General features: G+C 67.8%; 15 protein-coding genes. 2 read left to right on the top strand and 13 right to left on the bottom strand.

Annotated features, from left to right (window positions below):
- Positions 1–42 precede the first annotated feature (42 nt).
- Positions 43–1,623 carry an IMP dehydrogenase gene (locus KF791_13255; GenBank protein MBX3733551.1) on the top strand — a complete coding sequence of 527 codons (1,581 nt, stop codon included), beginning with the start codon at positions 43–45 and terminating at the stop codon, positions 1,621–1,623.
- A gap of 19 nt (positions 1,624–1,642) precedes the next feature.
- Here KF791_13255 and KF791_13250 read toward each other — a convergent pair whose 3' ends face one another.
- The 12 genes from KF791_13250 to KF791_13195 all read right to left on the bottom strand — a co-directional run bounded on the left by KF791_13250 (position 1,643) and on the right by KF791_13195 (position 16,805).
- Complete coding sequence (locus KF791_13250) at positions 1,643–2,275, bottom strand: phosphoribosylglycinamide formyltransferase (GenBank protein MBX3733550.1); 633 nt, start codon at positions 2,273–2,275, stop codon at positions 1,643–1,645.
- Positions 2,276–2,425: 150 nt separating this feature from the next.
- Positions 2,426–3,970 carry a beta-lactamase family protein gene (locus KF791_13245; GenBank protein MBX3733549.1) on the bottom strand — a complete coding sequence of 515 codons (1,545 nt, stop codon included), beginning with the start codon at positions 3,968–3,970 and terminating at the stop codon, positions 2,426–2,428.
- Between the two features lie 194 nt (positions 3,971–4,164).
- Complete coding sequence (locus KF791_13240) at positions 4,165–4,995, bottom strand: prepilin-type N-terminal cleavage/methylation domain-containing protein (GenBank protein ID MBX3733548.1); 831 nt, start codon at positions 4,993–4,995, stop codon at positions 4,165–4,167.
- Positions 4,992–6,020, bottom strand: coding sequence for a zinc-binding alcohol dehydrogenase family protein (locus KF791_13235; protein MBX3733547.1), 1,029 nt, complete (start codon positions 6,018–6,020; stop codon positions 4,992–4,994). Before KF791_13235 ends, KF791_13240 begins: the two co-directional genes overlap by 4 nt.
- A 24-nt stretch (positions 6,021–6,044) precedes the next feature.
- The gene (locus KF791_13230) at positions 6,045–7,334 is read right to left on the bottom strand and encodes a glutamate-5-semialdehyde dehydrogenase (protein ID MBX3733546.1); all 1,290 of its coding nucleotides are present in this window, start codon (positions 7,332–7,334) and stop codon (positions 6,045–6,047) included.
- Positions 7,335–7,559: 225 nt separating this feature from the next.
- On the bottom strand, positions 7,560–9,011 hold the full coding sequence (locus tag KF791_13225; protein MBX3733545.1) for a DUF1501 domain-containing protein: 1,452 nt from the start codon (positions 9,009–9,011) through the stop codon (positions 7,560–7,562).
- Positions 9,001–11,280, bottom strand: a complete 2,280-nt coding sequence (locus tag KF791_13220) for a PSD1 domain-containing protein (GenBank protein ID MBX3733544.1) — start codon at positions 11,278–11,280, stop codon at positions 9,001–9,003. The genes KF791_13225 and KF791_13220 overlap by 11 nt, the downstream gene beginning before the upstream one ends.
- Positions 11,281–11,951: 671 nt before the next feature.
- On the bottom strand, positions 11,952–13,154 hold the full coding sequence (locus KF791_13215; protein MBX3733543.1) for a M23 family metallopeptidase: 1,203 nt from the start codon (positions 13,152–13,154) through the stop codon (positions 11,952–11,954).
- Positions 13,155–13,311: 157 nt separating this feature from the next.
- The gene (locus KF791_13210) at positions 13,312–14,892 is read right to left on the bottom strand and encodes a DUF4173 domain-containing protein (GenBank protein ID MBX3733542.1); all 1,581 of its coding nucleotides are present in this window, start codon (positions 14,890–14,892) and stop codon (positions 13,312–13,314) included.
- A complete protein-coding gene (ispH, locus tag KF791_13205) occupies positions 14,889–15,794 on the bottom strand; it encodes a 4-hydroxy-3-methylbut-2-enyl diphosphate reductase (GenBank protein MBX3733541.1) in 906 nt (301 codons plus the stop codon). The genes KF791_13210 and ispH overlap by 4 nt, the downstream gene beginning before the upstream one ends.
- A gap of 64 nt (positions 15,795–15,858) precedes the next feature.
- Complete coding sequence (locus KF791_13200; GenBank protein ID MBX3733540.1) at positions 15,859–16,173, bottom strand: transcriptional regulator; 315 nt, start codon at positions 16,171–16,173, stop codon at positions 15,859–15,861.
- On the bottom strand, positions 16,170–16,805 hold the full coding sequence (locus tag KF791_13195; GenBank protein ID MBX3733539.1) for a hypothetical protein: 636 nt from the start codon (positions 16,803–16,805) through the stop codon (positions 16,170–16,172). The genes KF791_13200 and KF791_13195 overlap by 4 nt, the downstream gene beginning before the upstream one ends.
- A gap of 267 nt (positions 16,806–17,072) precedes the next feature.
- On the opposite strand from KF791_13195, the gene KF791_13190 reads away from it, so the two are divergent.
- On the top strand, positions 17,073–21,521 hold the full coding sequence (locus tag KF791_13190; GenBank protein ID MBX3733538.1) for a HEAT repeat domain-containing protein: 4,449 nt from the start codon (positions 17,073–17,075) through the stop codon (positions 21,519–21,521).
- Positions 21,522–21,527: 6 nt separating this feature from the next.
- On the opposite strand, the gene lepB is transcribed toward KF791_13190, so the two are convergent.
- Positions 21,528–22,745 (bottom strand): signal peptidase I, encoded by a 1,218-nt coding sequence (gene lepB, locus KF791_13185; protein ID MBX3733537.1) that lies wholly within the window; start codon positions 22,743–22,745, stop codon positions 21,528–21,530.
- Positions 22,746–22,761: the final 16 nt, after the last annotated feature.

The raw sequence follows: 22,761 nt of genomic DNA, 5'->3' as shown, positions 1-22,761 counted from the left end.
TTCCCGCTTGCCAGAGATGCGGTGCGATCCTGATGCTCCGCCATGGAACCTTTGCCGCAGCCTGCGGCTGCAGACGCCGACTTTTACCTTCCCGCCGAACGCTTCTTCACGTCGCACGCCGCCGTCGCCCTGACCTACGACGACGTGACCCTGGCCACCCTCTACTCCGACATCCTCCCGCGCGACGCCCAGCTCGACACCCGGCTCGCCGACGGACTGGAACTGCACGTGCCGGTGGTTTCAGCGGACATGGACACCGTGACGGAATCCCGCATGGCCATCGCCATGGCGCTCAACGGCGGACTGGGTCTGATCCATTACAACATGACCGAGCGGGACCAGTTGTCGGAGGTCAGCCGGGTCAAAAACCATGTGCACGGCCTCATCCAGGAACCGATCAAGGTGCAGGCCGACCAGCTCATCGGAGACGTGCTGGCATTGATCGAGAAGAAGAAGTTCTCGTTCAGCACCTTCCCGGTCGTGGACGCCGGGAACCGGCTGCTGGGCCTGCTGCCGGGCCATGTGGTGCGTCCGCGCTACGCGCGTCGCCGGGTATCCGAGGCGCTGACGCCGCGTTCCGAAGTCCGGACCATCCAGGAACAGGAGCTGGGCGGGGACCCGATCGGGCGGGCTGACCGCTTCTTCACCGAAAATCCGGGCATTCACAAACTGCTGGTGGTGGATGCCTCGGACCGCCTGCGCGGCCTCTTCACCATGAGCGATGTGGAGCGCATCACGCAGGAGCGCAGCGCGCTGCTGAAGCCGGCGCGGGACGCCCAGTTCCGGCTCCTGTGCGGGGCCGCGGTGGCCACGCATCGCCGCGACGACGGCGGCCTCGATCGCGACCGGATCGTGGCCCATATCAGCGCCCTGGTGGAGCGCGGCGTGGATGTCGTGGCCGTCTCGACGGCGCATGGTCACAGCCGGGGCGTTGGGGACAGTGTGCGCCTGATCCGGGAGGCCTTCTCGCAGCTTCCAATCATCGCCGGAAACGTGACCAGCGGGGCGGGAGTCGAATATCTCGCATCCTGCGGGGCCAATATCATCAAGGTGGGCCAGGGGCCCGGATCCATCTGCACCACGCGGATTGTTGCCGGCGTGGGCGTCCCGCAATTGACCGCCCTCTATCTGGCCGCCCGCGCCGCCCGGCGCACCGGCGTCACCGTGCTGGCCGATGGCGGCATCACGAAGTCCGGAGACATGGTCAAGGCCCTGACCCTGGCCGATGCCGTGGTGTGCGGGGGCCTTTTTGCCGGCTGTCCGGAAGCTCCCGGACAGATCATCGAAATCAACGGCAAGCTGTACAAGCAGTACCGGGGCATGGGCAGCCTGGCGGCGATGAAGTCGGGCTCCGCAGCGCGATATGGACACCGTGCGGCGGACACCTCCCGGAAGGCCGCCGCTGAGGGCATCGAGGCCCTCAAGGAAGCGTCCCCGCCCGTGGACCAGGTGCTGGCCAATGCCGTGGGCGGGCTGCAATCCGGGCTGGGCTACCTGGGAGCCGCAGACCTCCGGCAGCTTCGGGACCGCGCCCGATTCATCCGGGTCACCGCGGCCGGCATGCGGGAGGCGAGCCCGCACGACGTCATCGAGGTCAAGACCCCCACCAGCGCCGCGCCGTGAGCGCTGCGACGGATCGTCGTCAGCGCCGAAAGCCCGCCGTCTGACGTCCACGCACCCGGATCTCGCCCCGGGCGATGGAGGCGACGACCGCAGGGTACAAGACCCGTTCGGCCTCCTGAATCCGGGCATGCAGCAACTCCACGCTGTCCCCATCCAGGACCGGGACGGCCTGCTGGGCGATGATGGCGCCCGTGTCCACCCCCTGATCCACAAAATGCACCGTGCACCCCGTCACCTTCACCCCGTAATCCAGCGCCTGCTTCCACGCCGCAAGGCCGGGAAACGAGGGCAGCAGGGAGGGATGGATGTTGATCACACGCCCCTCGAAGGCCCGGAGGAATTCCCCCTTCAGGATCCGCATGAAGCCCGCGAGCACGATCCAGTCCGCCCCGGAATCCCGGAGTGCGGCGATGTACTGCGCCTCCGCGGATTCGTCCAGCTTGGTGCGGAACGGTCCGGGCGGCAGGTGCCTGGAAGGAATGCCGCGCGCCGCGGCCTGATCCAGGATGCCCGCACCGGCGACGTCGCTGAGAACCAGTGCGACGACCGCGGGCAACTGGCCCGACCCGATGGCATCGGCGATGGCGGCAAAGTTGGTTCCCCGGCCGGATCCCAGAACGGCAAGGCGGCACGGCGGAGGGCTGGAGGCCACGGAGCGATCCTACGGTCCCACCCCGCGCCTGGCGAGCCTTGCCCACGGTCTGCTGCCGGCGGTGCAATGGATTGGCCCCGCATGAATCAGGGCCCGCCTTCCGCGCCCCTCGGCGCCGTCCCCTGAATCTCCGACCGATTCGCCTCACGCTCACGGCGGGCCGGCAAGAAACTCGAGCGTCACCTCCTGGATCCGGGGCGGCAACTCCGGCATGAGGGTGAACCGCACTCCGACCCGCCCGCGTTCCCCCACCAGCTCGAAGCGTCCACGAAGCTGGTTCTCGGGCTCCAGCGGTGACACCGAGCGTACCGGACCACACCGCGCCAACAGCGCCTCAACCTCCACCCTCCGGTCGGCCTCGGCGCGATCCTGAAACAGGTTCGGCGACACCGCCTCTGCCACCAACGCCGGGTCCCAGGACTGCAACAAGGCCGCCAGTTGCGCCGCCCGCTTGACCAGAATCGGAGGGGCCACCGGGCGCCGCGCCGGCAGCGCCGCGGCAACGATCAGAAGCTCCATCGCCCCGGCATTCACCGCGGTCATGGGCGCATAAGTGCGGTTCGCAAACGAAATCAGCCCGACGCCATGCGCCGGCAGAAACCGGTGCTCGCTTCCGTACCCCGGAAGGCCGCCACCGTGGCGCAGCCACGTCACACCGCGGGCATCCCGGTTCCAGCTCAGCCCGTACGAATAGCCGGCCACCCGGGGATTGTCCGAGCCGTCCAGCGTCGGGTTGTTGGTGATCACCGAAAGCACCTCGGCCGGGCGATGCATCTCCCGCAAGGTTGCCCTGCGGACCGGTCCGGCGTCCGGTCCATCCCGGGCAGGCCATGCCTCCAGGTGCAGCGACAGGTACTTTGCAAAGTCCTCAAGCGTGGTGATCAAGCCACCCATCGCCCCGAAGGCGCCGTCGTGCAGCAACGGTTCCGGGATCCACCGGCCATGCTCCCACCGATAGCCCAGCGCCATGCGGTCCGGCGGGACCTCCGTGAACTCCCAAACGGTCTGGCTCATGCCCAGCGGCCGCAGAATTTCCCGGGTGATGTATTCCTGGTACGGCCGGCGGGACGCCCGCGTCACGACCTGCCCCAACAGCGCGTATCCCAGATTGCTGTACTCCCAGGTCACTCCCGGCGGGTTGGAAAACGCCAGCCCCCCCGCGACCAGCGCCTCCAAGGCGCGAACCGGGTCGTCCAGCCGCCGGTCGCCCCAAGGATCATCCTGGGGAAACCCCGCCGTCATTTTCATCAGGTGCCGGATCGTGATCGTGGGTGAGTCTTGCGCAGGCGCCTGCACCCGCCGGAATTCCGGAATGTATCGCGACACCGGATCCTCCAGGGAAAGCTGGCCGGCGTCGCGCAGCTTGAGAATCGCCAGTGCCGTGAAGCTCTTGGTCATGGAGGCGATCCGAAACCGCGTATCGAGGGTCATCGGTCGGGAAGGCTCGAGCGCCGATTCCCCCCAGGCGAGCGAATGGATCAGACGGCCATCCAGCACGACCCCGTACACGAACCCTGGAACGTGATTGCTGACCGCATGCTGCACGTACAGCTGGTCCAGTTGTGGCAGGAGCTGCTCAATGCGTGCGCGGCGGTCGGGATCGTCGAATCGGTCGGGGGTGAATTCCAGGTCTGCGGCCCGAAGGACCAGGGCTGCTGACAGCAGAAACAAACGGGCGAGGGAGCGGACCATCATGGGGAAACCGTGACCCGGTGGCCTGCCAAGGCCAGCGAATTGAACCGGATGGGGAACCCTGGAAAGCGAGCGACGCAGACGAGTTCTGTCGCGTACCCGGGCGGGTGGTGGAGGGGTCTTGAAGCGAGCCCTGTCGGACGCAAATGGGTCCATTGCCCCGAGAACCGGACCATTCGGCCTCGTCCAGCAGGCGTTTACGGCCGCTGCACGCCGGAACGGTCCCGCAGCCAGTCCCAATCGGCGGTGTTGCGCACCGCAAAGATGCCTCCGGCGCCACCCTTCACGTTGGGCCGCACGGTTGCGTCGTCTCCGCCCGCGACCACCCATCGGCGCAGCTCCCCGTGTCCGTCTGCAAACACCAGGTTGCCGGCGCCGCCGTGAAACGAGGCCGGCAGATTGCCCCAGCGCGGTGGTTCCGAGAGCCGGTTCATGAAGAATCCGTCGTTGATGGTGTCGGGATGCTCATCCAGGAACACGAAAACCGAGGCGGGTGCAACGACCTCCGGCTCCCGAAAAAACTGCATCCACAGGGGGTTGAATTGGTTGGTCAGCTCGCCGGGATCGCCCACGAGTGAATTCATCGAGAAACTTCGGGTGCGCGGGCCAACCAGCGAACGGGTCCGGTCCCCCGGGCAACGGAATACCGCCACGCTCCCCCCGAGGTACGGACCCAGGCGCCCCCCGGTGACGTACAGCAGGTTGGTGTTCTCTTCGGAGTCCTCCCAGTTCAGCACGTGATTCACCCAGTTGTCGCGACGGCTCCGCGTCTCCCCAACCCCGTGGTTGTTGACCAGCCGGCCGCCGTGGTCGTCGGCATACATGTGCCAGCCCAGGTGCAACTGCCGGGCATTGGACTGGCAGGACGCCGCGAGTCCGCGCGCCCGCGCCCGGCCCAGGGCCGGAAGGAGCAATCCCGCCAGCACGGCAATGATGGCGATCACCACCAGCAACTCGATCAGCGAGAACCCGGTCGCGGATCCGCCCATCCCGCCCCGCGGCGCCCGCAATGACCGCGACGGATTCACTCGAGGGAGATCATGGCCTTGATGACTCCCGCCTCGGGCTTCAACCATTCTGGAAACCGTGCCGGCACGTCGGCAAACGCGGCGCGGTGGGTGATCCAGGGATCCGTCCGGATCCGCCCGTCGCCAATCAGACCAATGATGCGCGTGAATTCTCCGGGAAGTGCGTTGCGGCTCGCCAGGATCGTGAGCTCCCGCCGGTGCAGCACCGGCGCATGGGGAAAGGTCAGCGCCGCCTGCGTGATGCCGACGTACACCAGCCGCCCGCCAAAAGCGCAGAACTCAAGGGCATGGCTCATCGAACGGTTCGAGCCTGTGGCATCCACCACCACATGGGCCCCTTCCCCGTCCGTCGCCCGAAACACCGCCCCGGTGTCGGACGCCCCCCCGGTGGCCACCAGCGTGTCCGGAACTCCCAGGACCTCGCGCACAAATCCAAGACGGTGCGGATTCATGTCCATCACCAGGGTCCGCGCGCCGCTGAGCTTCGCAAACTCAATCACCGACAGACCAATCGGTCCGGCGCCGACCACCAGCACCGTCTCCGTTGCCCGTGGCGCCCCACGCTCGATGGCGTGGCAGCCAATCGCCAGCGTCTCCACCAGGGCCGCCTGTTCCCACGACAGCGCCGGGGCCGGATGCAGCTTGCGCTCCGGCAACAGCATCCGGTCGCACAGGCCGCCGTCACACATCACCCCCAAGGTCTGGTTCTGCTCGCAGCAGTTGGTGTGACCGCGACGGCAGGCGGAACAGCGCTGGCAATTGATGTAGGGTTCGACCGCACACCGGTCGCCCGGACGGACCCGTGTCACTCCCGGCCCCACGGCCTCCACTTCCACTCCGAGCTCGTGCCCCGGGATCCTCGGGTAGCTGAAAAAGGGCATCTTGCCCTGGTAGCCGGAATAGTCGGTCCCGCAGACCCCGACGCGATGAATGCGCACCCGCACCGCGCCGGGGCCGGGCGCCGGCGGTTCGGGAATGTCCACGGTCCGGAAGCTGCCAGGCTCGAGCAGTTGAAGGGCTTTCATCGAAGGAGTGTAGGATCGCGCGACTCAGCGGCGCACCTGTCCGGTCCCGGTCCCCAGCCACTTGTAGCTGCACAGCTCCTCCAGTCCCATGGGACCGCGCGCCCCGACCTTGTCCGTGCTGATCCCGATCTCCGCCCCCATGCCGAACTCCGCCCCGTCGGTGAACCGGGTGCTCGCATTCCAGTACACGGCCGCCGAATCCACCTCGTCGAGGAATCGCTGCGCCGTGACGGCATTGGCGGTCACGATGGCATCGCTGTGGGCCGAGCCATGGCGGTTGATGTGCTCGATGGCCGCGGCGACGCCGTCCACGACCCGCACATTGATGATCAGGTCGTTGTACTCGGTGTCATAATCGCCCGCCGCCACCGGACGCACCACCGACGGACGGTTGCCGACGCCGAATTTCACGAAGGGCAGCGAGGTTTCGTCGGCGTGAAACTCGACGCCCTTCGCCGCCAACCGCGAACTGACGCACGGCAGGAACCGGGGGGCCACCTCGCGGTCCACCAGCAGGGTCTCGGCGGCGTTGCAGGCCGACGGACGCTGGCACTTGGCGTTGAACACGATCTGCTCGGCCATGTCGAGGTCCGCATCCCGGTCCACGTACACATGGCACACCCCCTTGTAATGCTTGATCACCGGCACCTTCGAACAGTCGGTCACTGCGCGAATGAGCCCCTCACCACCCCGCGGCATGCACAGGTCCACGTACTGCGGCAGCGACAACAGAATCGGAATGGCCTCGCGATCGGGCACCGGCACCACCTGGATCGCCGCCGCCGGGAACCGGCTGCCCAGCGCCTCCTGTCCCGCCGCCACCAGGGTGCGCGCGATGAGCCGGTTCGAATTCAACGCCTCACGGCCCCCGCGCAGGATGGTGGCGTTGCCCGTCTTGAAACAAAGGCTCGCGGCGTCGGCGGTCACATTGGGACGCGACTCATAGATGATGACCACCACCCCGATGGGCACGCTCACCTTGCGGAGCACCAGCCCGTTCGGACGCACCCGTTCGTCCAGGACCCGGCCGACCGGATCCGGGAGCGCCGCCACTTCGCGCACTCCGGCCGCCATGGCACGAACGCGCTCCGGGGTCAGCGTCAGCCGGTCCATCATCGCTTCGCTCAGCCCGAGTTCCCGCCCGACCGTGAGGTCCCGCTGGTTGGCCGTCTCCAGATCCGGGGCGGCGGCTTCGAGGGCATCCGCCATGGCATTGAGCGCCCGGCTGCGCTCGTCGGTCGTCAGCCGGCCCAACGCGCGGGAGGCCGCCCTGGCGTCCCGCGCCAGCGCCGTGATCTGCTCGCTCAAGGTCACGGCGCAAGGCTAGAACGCCGCGCGCATCGGAACAGGAAAAACCCGGCGGACGGGTCGCCATCGAGCCGTCGTGGCGGGACCACCGGTTGAGGCCCGCAAGAATTCCGGCGCACCACGCGTGCCGCTGCGAAACCGGCAATCCACCGCAGGTTTCTCATGGGCTGGGTGCGGCTCCGTCGGGCCGGACTCCGCCTGCACTCCGGGGGCGCCTGAGCGCCGCCTGTTTCAGGCCAGCGCCTGGCGGATCAAGGTGCCCCCATTCTCCGTCAGGCGGTAATCGCGTCCGTTGAAGTAATGGGTGAGGCGGCGGTCATCCAGCCCCATGAGGTGAAGGATCGTCGCGTGGAGGTCCCGCAGGTGATACGGCGACTCCACCGCCCGATACCCGAGGGAATCCGTCGCGCCCACCACGGTCCCGGCCCGGATCCCTGCCCCAGCGAGCCACGCCGTCTGGGCTCCCGGGTTGTGGTCGCGCCCGGTGCCGCCCTGGGAGATCGGCATCCGGCCGAACTCGCTCACCCCCACCACCAGGGTCTGTTCGAGCAATCCCCGCTGCTTGAGGTCCTCGATCAGGGCGGCGATCGGGCGGTCAATCCATTTCGCGCACCTGCGGTGCCCGTCTTTCAGGCCGCTGTGCGCGTCCCAAGCGCCCCCGCATTGGGAAGAACCGCTGTAGACTTGCACCACCCGCACCCCCCGTTCCACCAACCGGCGCGCCAGCAGGCATTTCCGTCCGGTGTCCTCCGTGTCAGGATCCTCCAATCCGTAGAGCCGACGGGTGGCCTCAGTCTCCCGGGACAGATCCACCGCCTCCGGCATGCGCGCCTGCATGCGCATCGCCAGGTCGTAACTGGCCATGCGCGCCGACAGGGTCGAATCCTCCTCGCGGCCGCGCTCATGTTCGCGGTTCAGGGTGCGCAGCAGCGCGAGGCTGCCCAACTGGGCCGCCGGGGGGAAATCGTCCGGGGCTTCCAGGTGCAGGATGGGCGTGGTGCCACTGCGCAGGTACGTGCCCTGATAGGTCGCTCCAAGGAATCCGGCCCCCCAGTTCGACGGCCCCCCGTTGACCAGGGCATTCTTTTGAACCATCACGCAGAAGCCCGGCAGGTCCGGACTCCCGCTGCCCAGACCGTGCAGCAACCACGAACCCAGGGACGGAAACCCCTGCTGGATCGTGCCGGTGTTCAACTGGAACAGCGCCGGGGTGTGGCTGTTGCTGTCGCACGTCAGCGAGCGCACGAAACAGAGATCGTCCACCCGCGTCGCGATCTGCGGGAACAGCTCCGAAACATCCATGCCGCTCTGCCCATGCTTTGCAAACCGGTACGGACTGCGCATGAGCGGCGAGGCATCCTTGCCGCCGAAAAAGGTCCGCACCTCACCCACTCCCGGCAGAATCTCCGGCGTCAGCAGCTTCCCGTCGCAGCGGTCCAGCTCCGGCTTGGGGTCAAAGGTGTCCATTTGACTCATGCCGCCCTGGGTGACGATCAGGATCAGGGAGGTCGCCCGAGGAGCGTGCATTGGCGCCCTGGGCGCCAGCAGACGGTGAGGCTCCGCCCCCAGCGAAGGCCGGTACCACGGGAGCAGCGTCGCCGCCGCGGCGCCCGCGGCGACGAAACGCCGGCGCGACACCGTCGCCAGAGCCGGTCCGGAAGGGTTGAGAGGTTCAGTCCACATAAATGAGTTCATTGGCATTCCACAGCACGTGGCAAAAATCGGTCAGGGCCGCGGACGCCGGATCCGGCGCGCCGTGGCGCACCACCGACTGCTCCCGCAGAAACGCCAGCGCCGCCGCACGCTCGGAAGCCGAGGGCACCCGTTGGAATGCGAGGCGAAAGGCGAGCGGGATCTGGTCGCCGGGATCGCCACCGGCTTCCCGGAGCAATCGCCGGGCAAATTCGGCCGCAGTGGACCGGGCGAACTCCCCGTTGAACAACGCCAGTGCTTGCGGCGCAACCGTCGTCCGGGCACGAACCGCACACGACTGGTTCATCGGCGCGGCATCAAAAACGTCCATCAGCGGATAGGTGAGCGAGCGGCGCTGAAACAGGTACAGGCTGCGACGATGGTCATCCGCCGCGCTCGAATCCCCCCAGCTCAGTTCCTTGTCGTTGTTGGGAAACGCGACATTGACCCCCTGAGGCAGCCGGGCGTACACGCCGGGGCCTTCCATCGCCCGGTCCAGAGTGCCGCTGACCGACAGCAGGGTGTCACGCACCGCTTCGGCCTCCAGCCGACGACGGTCCATCCGCCACCACCATCGGTTCACCGGATCCAGCGCCATTGCGGCGGGGGTTGCCGCGCCGCTGCGACGGTAGGTGGCGGACGTCATCAGCAGCCGGTGCATGTCCTTGACGCGGTACCCCCGGCCGACCAACTCCCGGGCCAGCCAGTCCAGCAGTTCCGGATGACTGGGCTGCCCTCCGTTTCGTCCAAAGTCCGACGGCGTCCCCACCAGGCCGCGTCCGAAATGATGCTGCCACAACCGGTTCACCAGCACGCGGGCTGTGAGTGGATGCTCCGGATGGGTCAGCCATCGGGCAAGTGCGGTCCGGCCGGAACGTTCGAATTCGATGCCCAGCGCTCCGATCGCTTCGGGGAACCCGGGAGCGACGATCTCGCCCGGACGCGACAGCTCGCCGCCCCGCAGCAGCGGAACGCCTCTTGCCCCGTCTCCCCGCGCCACGACCTCGGCCACCGGCGCCACCAGCCGCAACCGGGCCTCTTCCGACTGGATGGCCTGCTGCAATTGATCCAGCCGCCCGGGATGAAGTTGTTCCACGCGCCTTCGGACCGCGTCGTCCTCCACCGGGGAGGCGCACGTCTCGGTCTCGAGGACCGCGCGGACCTCGCGCAGGGGCCTCTCACGCCCGGCATTCAGTCCCTCCAGTGAGGCTGAGCCGGATTGATGACTTCCCGCAACAGCCGGCGATTCCCGAAACCGGTCAAGGACCGGCAGATCGCGTTGCTCACGGCTCACCCCGGCGAAGAACGCCTGTACCCGGAAATAGTCCTGCTGGCGGATATCGTCATACTTGTGGTCATGACACCGCGCGCACCCCAGGGTGACCCCGAGCATTGCGGACCCGACCGCATCCGTGGCATCGTTGAGGAAGTCCTGCCGCCGCACCTCGGGCTCCTTGGACATCCCGTCCCAAGCCCCCAGCCGGGCGAACCCGGTGGCAATCCAGGCATCGGCATCCTCCGGCCACAGCTCATCCCCTGCGACCTGTTCCTCAACAAACCGATCGAAGGGCTTCCCCGCATTGAGGGAGCGGACGACGTAGTCGCGATACCGCCACGCGTGCGGACGCACTTTATCGTCCTCGTACCCATCGCTTTCGCCGTACCGGACCAGGTCCAGCCAGTGGCGCCCCCAACGTTCGCCGTAGCGGGGATCCGCCAGCAGGCGGTCCACAAGCCGGTCGAAGGCATCCGGAGAGCGGTCGGCGAGAAAGTGGGCGGCCTCCTCCGGACTCGGAGGCATACCGATCAAGTCGGCGAACGCGCGGCGTAGAAGAGTTCTGGGATCCGCCTCCGGATTCGGGGAAATACCCTCCGCCTCGAGTCGGGACAGCACGAAACGATCCACCGGATTCCGCGCAGCCTCAGTGGTGCCAATCCCGGGGGGCGCCGTGGCAACCGGCGGCTGGAACGCCCAATACGCATCCCGCTCCGGCCAGGGTGCCCCGGATTCAATCCACTGTCGCAGCTTTGCGACGGAACCGGCATCCATCGGCGCACTGCCCTCGTCTTGGGGAGGCATGCGGTATTCAGGATCCTCGGAAATTACGCGCCGGAACAGTTCACTGTCCTCCGCCAACCCGGCGATGAAGGCAGGCTTGCCGGATCGGCCGCCCCGCTGCGCGGCGGACAATTCATCCAGCCGGAGCCCCCCCTGATGCGTCTCGCCCGAGTGACAGCGAAAGCAGTGCACGGCCAACATCGGGCGAATGTCATCGTGAAAACGAACCGCGGGGGCGTCAGCCCGCGCCACGCAAGTCGTCGCCAGCAACCAGGCAACAGCCGAAACCCAGATGCGACCGCCGCGGGGATGGCTCGGTCGTTTGCAGGAGTCCTGCAGGCAGGCCCTGAAAGCAGCCACCGTCGCGAAACGGAGGCCGGGGGGGGTACGAGGTTTCACCGAGCTGTCCGCGTCCCGTCGAATCCACGCGCGCGCAATGAGGACTCGCCCGCACACCAATCGAAATGCATCCCGCACGGCCAACAGGTGGACAAGCGCCCGACCGCAGTATGGCAGAGCCCGCGTGTCATCGCGTGCAGAATGGTAGGCCAAGGTCGCCACAGTACTGCCGGGATCAGACCGGACCAAGCCCCGGCAATTCAAAGGGAACCATGCCCGCGATTCTCAGCCGCGGACCAGCGCGAATCCCACCAGAAGGACAGGTCCTTGGTGGCACCTACCGGCGCAGAGGCGCATGGACTCCCAAGCCTCAAGCCCGGTCGTCTGGCAGGGACCGGGCTGGGTTCCATCAGGAAGGCGCACGTCCATCCAGCCGTCCAAGGGCATCCGAATCCTCATCCGCCCGCCACACAGGTCGTCGGCCAGGAATCCTCACCCGGAATTGCCGGGCCGCCACGCGGGCCGGACGCGTCTCATTGTCCGAAACGAATGATCGCCCGGTCCATCGGCAGGCACCTGAACAGCTCGTGCGGCGGCTCCACGGGCAGGATGGCCAGCGGCGTGCCCCGCTCCTCCGCCTGATCGAACGCCTCGGTGCTGACTGCGTGGCCGGCGACCCAAAAGCGGTCAATCGCATAGGGCAGTCCGTTGGAGTCCAACGGCAGGGGCCCGTCCATGACATGAAAGTGCAGGTGCGGCGCCACCGAATTGCCGCTGTTGCCGACCCGGCCCAGCACCTGCCCGCGCCGCACGTCCTCTCCGCTGCGCACTTGGATGCTGCCCGGTTGCAGGTGCGCATACAGCGCGAAGCGTCCACCGCCAAGATCCAGCACCACGGAGTTGCCATCGGCCTGGTCGAGCGGGATGTCCTCCGGGTAGCGACCCGGGGTCTGCTCGGGCAGCCCGTCCGTCACGGACACCACTCGTGCATCAGCCACCGCCAGCGCCGGTTGACCAAAGATGGTGTAGCTGTGCAGATCCTCCCGCAGCCCGTTGTAGATGCGCCCCCCGGCGTCCAACTGTTCCCAGTCCACAGCGAAACGCTGCGCCACCCGGATGCGCCCGTTCACCGGCAGGGCCGCGCGGGTGTGGCGCACCGCGTCGCAGCACGAGTCGGCGGCGATGAAGCGGTCGCCGTCCAGCGGCGGCCCGATCACGACGACCTCGCGCAGGTCCACCTCCACGTCGCCGCCCACATGCCGGATCTCCTCGCGCCCTGGCGGCGCTGCGAGCACCCGGCCGCTGATGCGGTGGGTCAACCGGCGCGGCACGGCGTCGTCCGACGGGAGATTCAGATGCACCGCCGCAAAGTGCATGGTGCCCCCGCCCAGAGTGGCCCCGCGACTGGCGTCGCCACCGGGATGAATCCGGCCGGCAAGGACGTCGCCTTCCAAGGTCAGAAGCACCCGATCCGCATCCAGCACCTCGATCTTCCGAACCACCGCATCGGCGCTGGAGAAATTGTGGATCCAGAGCTCATACACCAGATGCCTGTTGCCGTCGGAGCCCAGGAACGGGACGGGCGCCGGCCACGCGGAGAGCAGCAGCGGCGTCAACTGCTCCTTCCCCCGTTCGGCCGCCCCAACGGTCGGTGCCGGCAAGGCGCCGCAGATCCGCAGCATCAGCGCAAGGGTCACCCCGCACAGCGACAGGGTCGGGAACCTCGGATGGGTCATGATCAACGAAACGCAGGAGCGCCAGATGGATCGGGGGATTTTGGCGATGCCGGCGACGGTACCGAATCCCGACCCGCAACGCGCCTCGGCCAGACCGAGTCTGTGCCCATTCGGGCAATCGGAACAGGATGATCCCTTCTTCAGGTTGCCGGCGACATCACGGCGTCCCGGGCATCAACGCGACCGCCGCCCGCGCTCGGGCCCGGGCGAGGTTCCACTGCCTCCAGTCCGGGGCCGGATGGCCCCAAAGTTGGACCAGCGACTCGCGGACCCGATCGCGGTCGGTTTCGGGGAGGGCCGACAATCCGCGGAGGAGGATGGGCGCGGCGCCGGGGCCGAGCCGGAGCAGGTGATCCACATCGCTCCGGAGTCCCTTCCTCGCCCGTTCGAGGTTGCTCCGCGCGATGAAGGCGTCCGGGTCCAACAACTGCAGGCCGCCGAGCACGACCAACCCCGCAATCACCGCGCCCACGGCAAAGCGTGGACGGCGGCCGGGCAGCACGGTCGCAATGAACCAGAGGATGACGAGGGCGACCCAGACCAGGAGCGCGGCGGCGTAAAGACGTGATTCGGTGAGACCATAGGCGCCGGCGTATAGCGAGAGGCGCTTCCACGCCGAGACCATGATGATGCCGAGCAATGCGATGAGCGCGACGGCGAGCCCCTGGAACCCCCGCCGATTCCGGGCAGCGCCCAGCAGCCAGTCGCATCCCAGGAGCAGCGGCAGCAGCAGGAGCGCCACCGCCAGGAGCTCGAAGAAGCCGCGACGGGCATACTCGGCGTAGGTCATCCCGATCGTGGCCTGGATCAGCGCATCGCTGCCAAACAGGTAGCGGAGTTGCACCACAACAAACGCCAGGAACAAAACGGCCAGGAGCCCCAACCCGATCATCACTTCAATGACGGGCGCGCGGACCGGCGGCGGGGGCGCGAGACTCCCCGCGGGAGCCTCGCCGCCGAGCAGGAACCGCCGGCCGTAGCCGGCGCAGATCCAGCCCCAAAACCCGATCAGGAGCGTGTGCCTGGCGAACGCCGCAAAATCGAGGTTCACGATCTGTTGAATCCCGTGTGCAAACACGGGATCGGCCGCGGCGAACAGGGCACCAAACAGGATCAGGACCGGAAGCGCCGCAACGACGCCACCAGCCGCCCGCACCCACGGCCGGGCCCTCCGCTCGTCCACCATGGCGCCGCGCCTCCGAGCGGCCGCCACGATCCAGGCAAATCCCCCCAGGACCGCGTGCAGGGCGGTCAGGATTCCCTGGACTACGAAATCCGTCGGGGCGGCCGCGAAGGGCGAACCGCCCCGGGCGGTCCATGCCGCCAGCGCAAGACACCCCGCTCCGGCAACAAGGGTCAACAAGGACAACGCGGGAGCGTCCCGGATCGCGACGAGCAGGGCGCAAAGCCACGCGAGAGCCATCCATCCGGGCGCGGCGCGAGGGATCACGACCGCCGGACGGTGGGGCAAACGTCCCCCGGATCCGTCCGCGCAGGGGGTCCCCGCAGGCCGTACGTCCGGCAACGCCCGCGGTTCGGCCGGAGCCTCACCCCGCCACGGAACCCCCCGGTCCCTCTCCCTGAGGGCCAGAACCACCATGCCGGCAATTCCGGCGGAGGCCCAGATGACCAGGTTCACGCCCCAGGGCACCGATCGCAGCAGCACGTCGCCGAGGATTCCCTGCATCAGCGCCAGACCGAGCAGGCCCCGTTCGAGACGGACACTCGACGCATTCATGGGACCTCCGCGGATTGGAGCTCCCGACGGTCAACATCGGCCGCGACGGACACGGGCCCCGCGCTCGCGTCCGCCCAGAGGCGCAACTGGTCCTCCACCGCACAAATCAGGGCATCCGGTGTGGACGTGCCGGCGGTCAGCCCAACCTGATCGTCCGGGCCAAACCATCCCGGCTCCAGGTCGGCGACGGTCTGGACGTGGTGGACGCGGGCGCAATGGAGCCGGCAGGTGGCGACCAATTCCAGGGTGTTGTTGCTGGCCGGGCCTCCAACGACCACCACCACGTCGCTGCCGACGGCCAGAGCCACGGCCGCCTCCTGACGCTGGCGGGTCGGCAGGCATACCGTGTCGGCCACGCGAACTTCGGCATCCGGAAAACGCTCGCGCAGCCGGCGGACGAGCCGCTGGACCCGCACGACCGGTTGTGTCGTCTGGGAGGCGACCCCGAAACGCGCCCGGGGAGCGAGCCGGTCCACATCGGCATCGTCCAAAATGACGTCGAACGCCTCCAGGTCACCGGTCAGTCCGCGAACCTCCACGTGGTCCCGAAGTCCAACAATGACCGGATGGAAGCCGTCGCGGACGAGCGCCCCAATGCGCTCGTGGGCAAAGCGTACCAGCGGGCAGGTGGCCTCAACGAGCCGGTGTCCGCGGGCGCGAACTTCGTCCTTGCTCCGCTCCGACGCGCCATGGGCGGTGATGAGCACGGTGTGCGTGCGAACCGTATCGAGGTGACGTTCCAGGCGGACACCGCGGCGGCGGAGTTCCTCGAGGACGGATGCGTTGTGGACGAGATCGCCGAGGATGGTAATGGGCCGGGAATCGGCCTCCTGGCGGGCAAGGGTGATGGCGTCGCGGACGCCGAAGCACATGCCGAGATGAGCGGCGCGATGGATGTTCATGACATTAACTTTGCATTACAAAGTTTGAGACCACCAAAGGAAGGGGATGTTCGACCGGGACGATTCAGGCATCGGGCGGGCGGGTCTGGGCGACGATCTGCCCGAGCAGATCCACGTAGTGGGCGAAGGCGCGGCGACCGGTGGCGGTGAGGGCGTAGGTGGTGGAAGCGCGTCCGCCTTCGAGCGATTTGGTGACCGAGATGTAGCCCGCCTCGAGCAGCGTCCGCAGGTGCGCCGTGGCGTTCCCGTCCGTCATGCGCAACGTGTCGCGCACTTCGGTGAACAGGAGGCTCGGGGAGGCCGCGAGCAGGGACATGATCGCCAGGCGTCCCTTCTCATGGATCACGCGATCCAGCTGGAGAAAGGGTTCCGGGTTCACGCGGGCGGGACGCTGCGCTCGGTGGCGGCCAGATAGACGCCATAGGCCAGGTGCAGTCCCCCGAAGGCCGCGCCCATGACGACATGGGCGAAGCGGAGCGCCGGCAGGTCGCCCGCGGACAGGCGGGCGTTGACGTACAGCAGCACCAGGGCCCCGGATGCGATGAACACGGCCGCGAAAACCCGGATCCCGCGGTGGAGGAAAAATCCGGCGGCGTGCGTCGCGCAGCCGTACAGCACCATCCAGACGCCTGGCAGCCACCAGGCTGCACGGGAATTCGACGCGCCCGGAAGCAGGACCATCAAACCGGCGAGCAGTCCGACGACGAGTGCCGGCATCATCGCCTGGGCGATTCTGCGGGCGGGTGGCGACCAGAATGGCTCGTCCGCCTGGAGGGCCTGTCGGCGCACAATGAACAGGGAGGCGGCCAGCGTGGCGGCGCCAACCGCCAGCCAGAAACTGGTGAAACTGCGGGCCGCGTCGAGACCGGCAAACCAACCGGATGCGGCAGCAATCCCACCGAGGACGCCGGCGGTGATGGAGATCGGCGCCAGCGCGCGCCGGTAAAGCGCCGCCCGCTCCATGATGGTGCGGATGACCTGGAGATGCTCCGCAGCCTGAGGATCGTCCATGCGCTTACTTTGCCATGCAAAGTATGGATGTCAATGCGCCGACCGGCCGCGGGTGCCGGAGCCTTCCCGGGTCTGGGGACCCTTCGGTGTAAGGTCCTCCGGCACCGCTCCTTTCCCCACACCAGGCCGCGCTCCTTCGTCAACAAGGGACACACACCGCGCACGTTCCGCCTTTTGGAAGGTCGGGATGCGCGCCACACAGCGGACGCTCATGATCGGCGAATGGCACGTTGCCGGTCGGTCAGTGCGCCGGTATCGTCCCAAAAAATGCGACGCTGTCCTCTGACCCTGCCCCCGCTCCTCGTCCTCATCGCCAGCCTGCTTCCCGCGTGCGTTGGCGGTCACGCCGCGCCCCCGGAGCGCCTGGAACTCAAGCCGGGCGACCCCATTGCACTGATCGGCAACGCCCTGGCGGACCGCATGCAGCACAGCGGCCACTTCGAGACCCTTGTGGTGGCCGGAGCGCCGGAGCGGGAGCTGGTGTTCCGAAATCTGGCCGTTGCGGGGGACGAAGTGGTCACGCGTCATCGCTCGGAGAATTTCGGCTCACCCGACGAGTGGCTTGCACGGGTCAAGGCCGACGTGGTCCTCGCGTTTTTTGGATTCAACGAGTCGTTCAAGGGACCGGAAGGCCTGCCCGGCTTCCGGAGGGACCTGGAGGCCTTCATCCGGCACACCCGGGCGCAAAACTACAGCGGGCGCGGCGCCCCGCGCCTCGTGCTGGTCTCGCCCATCGCCGCTGAAAAAGTCCCGGACCCGGACATCCAGGATCCGGCACCAATCAACGCCAATCTCCGCCTCTACACCGATGCCATGGCCGCTGTGGCCCGAGACAACGACGTTCAGTTCGTCAACCTGTTCGACCCGTCCCTGGCCCTGTATGCGGAGGCGGCGTCCGGGAATCAGGCGCTGACCTTCAACGGATTCCTTTTGACGGATGCGGGGGATCGGGCGATGGCGCCAGTGCTGTACCGGGCCCTGTTTGGGGTCGAACCTCCGGGTGGCGACCGGGAACGCCTCCGGGCGGCCATCAACGAGAAGAACGCCCAGTGGCACGCCCGGTACCGCACCGTGGACGGCTACAACGTCTACGGCGGCCGCTCGGCACTGGCGTACCAGCCTGACAAGGGTCCCTTCATCTCGGACCGCAATCCACCGCCCCCGTACATCTCCAACTACCAGGTCATGCAGGAGGAGATGACCGTTCGCGACACCCTCACCGCCAACCGCGACCGCTGGATCTGGGCGGTGGCGCGCGGCGAGAACCCCGAGATTGACGACAGCAACCTGCCCCCGGTCACCAAAGTCCCCACCAACAAGCGCGGCACCAATCCCGACGGCTCGTTCACCTTCCTCGGCGCCGAGGAGGCCATCAGCAGGATGACCGTCCATGACGGGATGAAGGTCAACCTGTTTGCCAGCGAGGAGCAGTTCCCCGAACTGAGAAATCCCGTGCAGATGGCCTGGGACACCCGGGGCCGCCTGTGGGTGGCGGTCTGGCCCAACTACCCCGAGCGCACCCCCGACAGCACCGAGGGGGACAGCCTGCTGATCTTCGAGGACACCACCGGGGACGGCCGGGCCGACCGGATGACCCGCTTTATCGGCGACCTGAACTGCCCGACCGGCTTCCAGTTCTACAAGGATGGCGTGCTGCTCATGCAGGCGCCCGACCTGTGGTTCATCCGCGACGTGGATGGCGACGGGCGGGCTGACTGGAAGGAGCGCGTGCTCATGGGCATGGATTCCGCCGATTCGCACCACACGGCGAATGCCCTCTGCCTCGACCCGGGCGGGTCGGTCTACCTCAGCGACGGCGTCTTCCACCGCACGCAGGTGGAGACGGCCCGCGGACCCGTGCGCAATGACGACGGCGCCATCTACCGGTTCGAGCCGCGGACGGGACGGTTCGAGACCTACGTGGCCTACGGGTTCGCCAATCCGCACGGACGGGTGTTCGACTACTGGGGCAACGACCTCATCACCGATGCCACCGGCAACAACACCTATTTCGGGCCCGCCTTCAGCGGCCACATAGACTACCCGGCCAAACACTCGGGGATGCGCGAATTCTGGGACCGTCCGTCGCGGCCGTGTCCCGACACCGGGATCCTGAGCAGCCGCCACTTCCCCGACGAATTTCAGGGGAACTTCCTGAACCTGAATGTCATCAGCTTCCTCGGCATTTTCCGGGTGCAGGTCAACGAGGAGGGCTCGGGATTGAAGGGCGAGACCCTGCCCCACCTGATTTCCTCAACCGATCCCAATTTCCGCCCGATCGCCATCAGCATCGGACCCGACGGGGCGATCTATTTCTCTGATTGGCACAAGCCGCTGATCGGCCACATGCAGCATCACCTCCGGGACCCCAACCGGGATTCCATTCATGGCCGCATCTACCGGATCACATACGAGGAACGGCCGCTGCTGACACCGCCCAAGATCCACGGCCAGCCGGTGCCGCATCTGCTGGACCTGCTCAAAGAACCGGAGAACGGCACCCGGCAACTGGCCAAGGTGGAGCTGGGCGCCCGCCCGACGCCCGAGGTGATCGCCGCGCTTCGCAGCTGGGTGGAGACCCTCGACCCGAAGGATCCCGCCCATGAGCACCACATGATGGAGGCCCTCTGGGTTCACCAGTGGCACAACGTGGTGGACCGCGACCTCCTGCAGCGGATGCTGAACTCCGAGGAACCACGTGCCCGCGCGGCGGCGGCCCGGGTGCTTTGCTACTGGCGTGACCGCGTGCCTGACGCCCTCGCGCTGTTCCGCAAGCTCGCCGAGGATCCGGAGCCGCGCGTCCGTCTGGAGGCCGTCCGCGCCGCCAGCTTCTACCGGGACCCCGAGGCGGTGGATGTGGCCCTCGCCATCCGGAAGCAGCCGACGGATTACTATCTGAACTACACGCTCGGCGAGACGATGCGCCAGCTCGAGCCGGTCTGGCGGGCCGCAATTGCCTCGGGCGCTCCCATCGCCCGGGACAACCCGGTCGGCTTTGCCTACCTGATTGACCGGTTGAGCACGGCCGAGTTGCTCAAGGCTCCGAGAACTCCGGAGGTGTTGGAGGCCCTGGTGTTTCGCGCGGACCTCAACGAGGCCGACCGCAGCGTGGCCCTCGACCGGCTTGCGCGGCTGCGACGCACCAACCGGCTCACCGAACTGCTGGCGGCTGTGGACGCCGCCGCGGGGACGAACTCCCCGGCGGCAGGCCCGCTCGCGCGGCTGCTGCCGCTGCAAAATGCACCGGATCTCCGGGAGGTCTCTGGACGGCTCGCCGCCCTGGCCTCCGGCTCCCCAAGCCCGGAAGTCCGCCAGGCCGCCTGGGCGGCACGCGCCCTGGCCGATGGCGGCTTCGACCGCGTGTGGGCCGAAGCGGCCGGTTCGCCGGCAGCGCTGACCGATCTGGTGAACGGCATCCCAATCCTGACCGATGCCGATTTCCGGGCCCTTGCCCTGCGCCGGGTGCTCCCGCTGCTGGGCGACCTGCCTCCGGACCTGGCGTCGGCCCTCCGCGATCATCCGGGGACCGACGCGCGATTCGTCCGCATCGAACTCCCCCGCCGCGGAACCCTCACGCTGGCCGAGGTGCAGGTGCTGAGCGGCGGCAACAACATCGCCACCCGAGGACAGGCCCGGCAGTCGAGCGTCTCCAACGGCGGCGTGGCCTCGCGGGCCATTGATGGGCGCACAGACGGCTCCTTTGGCAGCGGCACCCAGACCCATACCGTGGAGAACGAGGATCAGCCGTGGTGGGAGGTGGATCTGGGCGGGTCGCATCCGGTGGATGCCGTCGTCGTCTGGAACCGCAACGAGGGAAACCTGGGCCGGCGGCTGGACGGCTTCACGCTCACGGTGCTGGATCCACAGCGGCGCGAGGTGTTCCAGGCAAAGGGCATTGCGGCACCCACGGAGAGCGTGAGCGTCCCGGTGGGTGGCGATCCCCTGGCCGCGCTGCGCCGCGCGGCAATCCGGGCGAGTGTCAGCATGAACAGCGAGCCGGAGGCCATCTTTGCGTCGCTCACCGGCCTGATCGGGCGTGGGGAACAGGTCCCGGAGGCCACCCGTGCGCTGCGCACCCTGCCGCGGGCCACATGGCCGAAGGATCAGGCGGCCGCAGCGGCCCGTGGACTGGGGGCGTGGGCGCGGGCGGTTCCCGCGTCCGACCGGTCGTCGCAGGACTTCGTGGAGACCGTCCAGGCCGCCGGAGATCTCGCCGGCTTCCTGCCCTCACCCGAGGCCGCCGCGCTGCGCCGCGAACTGCGCGAACTCGGCGTCTCGGTTTTCGTCCTGCGCACCGTCCGCGAACAGATGCGCTACGACACCCCGCGGCTGGTGGTGGAGACCGGCAAGCCCTTCGAGGTGATCCTCGAGAACGACGACTTCATGCCGCACAACCTGGTGTTTGTGCCGCCCGGCATGCGGGAGCGGGCCGCGGTGGCTTCAGAGAACATGCGCCCCGACGAGCTCGACTCCGAGGGCCGCGCGTACATTCCTGCCGGGGTTCCGGTGCTCGCCGCGACCCGCATGCTGGATGCCGGCCGCCGCGAAACCCTCAAACTGACCGCCCCGGCGACTCCGGGCGACTATGAGTACGTCTGCACGTTCCCCGGCCACTGGACCCTGATGTGGGGCACCCTGGTCGTCACGGATGATGTGGACGCCTATCTCGCGGCACACCCGCAGGTGACCGTTTCCGGGGCGCCTCAGGCCGAATGACCCACCCTACCGGGCGCCCCATCCGGCATTCCAGCGCCCCTCGCGCACGAACGGCCAGAACACCATCCATCGCTTGCCGATGACCTGCTCCTGCGGGAAGTCGGGCACCGGCCAGGACCGGGAGTCTGCGCTGTTCATGGTGTTGTCGCCGAAGGTCACGTAATGGTTGGGGCGGATCCGGACCTCGGCGGCGCCGTTGGGGAAGTTCCGGGTCGGCCCCGAATTCCCGGCGACGGCCTGCCAGACGGTTCCGTTCACATGCCCTGAATACACGTTGGGCCGGGGCGGCGTCGCGGGATTGAAGGAGTACACCCGCTCAAATCCGGGATCGGCCGCGGTCAATTCCCGGCCGTTGATGTAGGCGTGGCGGTCGTTCCCGATCCGGATGGTCTCGCCGCCGAGGCCCACGAGCCGCTTGATGTAGTGCGTGTCGGGGGTCATGCCGGGATGATGCTCGGACCGGAAAACTATGGTCTCGCCACGTTGCGGGCGGCGGAAGTTGTAGGTCATGCGCTCCACGAACAAATGGTCGCCGGTGACCACCCGGGCAAAGACCAGGTCCTCTCCCTTGCGAAACCGCAGCTGCTTCGGCCGGCCGGAGGCGTCCAGCAGGCCCAGATGCTGCGCAAATCCTTCCGGCGGAAACCAGACCGGAATGGGTCCCGCACTGGTCAGGATTTCCTGGCGCTTCACGAACGGCACGATGGTCCTGGGCTGTTCCTGGAAGCCGCGAAGCTCCAGGTCGGCCGGTGCCGTGATATGGTAGTAACTCACACCGCCCATCACCTTTTCCCACAGGCGGACGGGCAGCGACGGGATGCGTCCGCCAGGCACCTCGCGCAGGTCCTGGGAAGTGACCCCCCACAGGGTGGGCTGGGCCGAACCGGTCGGGATCACCATCGGTTGGATGAGAAAGGCGCGGCTGCCCACGATGAGCACGGCGATCTCGAGGAGCATCACCAGGTTTTCACGCAGCGAATGCCTCGGGTAGGTCTGGAGCCACTGCCCGGCCACCTGTTCGAGGGACTTCATCTGCGCCTCGATCTCGCGGGACGACGCGCCGTCCCGCACCGCCGCCTTGAAGGTGCGCAGCGAGTCCTCGACGGCCCCGACCGCGTTGGGCGGCAGCACGTCGCGCTGGTGGTTGAGCACTTTCCGTACGGCGTCCTCGAGCTCGCCCGCCTTGCGGACGGTCCGGGAGGTCAACCAGCGAAGGAGATGCATGACAAGGTTGGGGAGA

Source organism: Verrucomicrobiia bacterium, assembly GCA_019634635.1.
GTDB lineage: Bacteria > Verrucomicrobiota > Verrucomicrobiia > Limisphaerales > UBA9464 > UBA9464.
This window is presented reverse-complemented; position numbering and strand designations above follow the sequence as displayed.

Excerpts from the sequence above, each read along its gene's own strand:
- KF791_13255 (MBX3733551.1), top strand. The coding sequence starts at position 43 with ATGGAACCTTTGCCGCAGCCTGCGGCTGCAGACGCCGACTTTTACCTT.
- KF791_13245 (MBX3733549.1), bottom strand. The coding sequence starts at position 3,970 with ATGATGGTCCGCTCCCTCGCCCGTTTGTTTCTGCTGTCAGCAGCCCTG.
- KF791_13235 (MBX3733547.1), bottom strand. The coding sequence starts at position 6,020 with ATGAAAGCCCTTCAACTGCTCGAGCCTGGCAGCTTCCGGACCGTGGAC.
- KF791_13225 (MBX3733545.1), bottom strand. The coding sequence starts at position 9,011 with ATGTGGACTGAACCTCTCAACCCTTCCGGACCGGCTCTGGCGACGGTG.
- KF791_13220 (MBX3733544.1), bottom strand. The coding sequence starts at position 11,280 with ATGTTGGCCGTGCACTGCTTTCGCTGTCACTCGGGCGAGACGCATCAG.
- KF791_13215 (MBX3733543.1), bottom strand. The coding sequence starts at position 13,154 with ATGACCCATCCGAGGTTCCCGACCCTGTCGCTGTGCGGGGTGACCCTT.
- KF791_13210 (MBX3733542.1), bottom strand. The coding sequence starts at position 14,892 with ATGAATGCGTCGAGTGTCCGTCTCGAACGGGGCCTGCTCGGTCTGGCG.
- ispH (MBX3733541.1), bottom strand. The coding sequence starts at position 15,794 with ATGAACATCCATCGCGCCGCTCATCTCGGCATGTGCTTCGGCGTCCGC.
- KF791_13195 (MBX3733539.1), bottom strand. The coding sequence starts at position 16,805 with ATGGACGATCCTCAGGCTGCGGAGCATCTCCAGGTCATCCGCACCATC.
- KF791_13190 (MBX3733538.1), top strand. The coding sequence starts at position 17,073 with ATGCGACGCTGTCCTCTGACCCTGCCCCCGCTCCTCGTCCTCATCGCC.
- lepB (MBX3733537.1), bottom strand. The coding sequence starts at position 22,745 with ATGCATCTCCTTCGCTGGTTGACCTCCCGGACCGTCCGCAAGGCGGGC.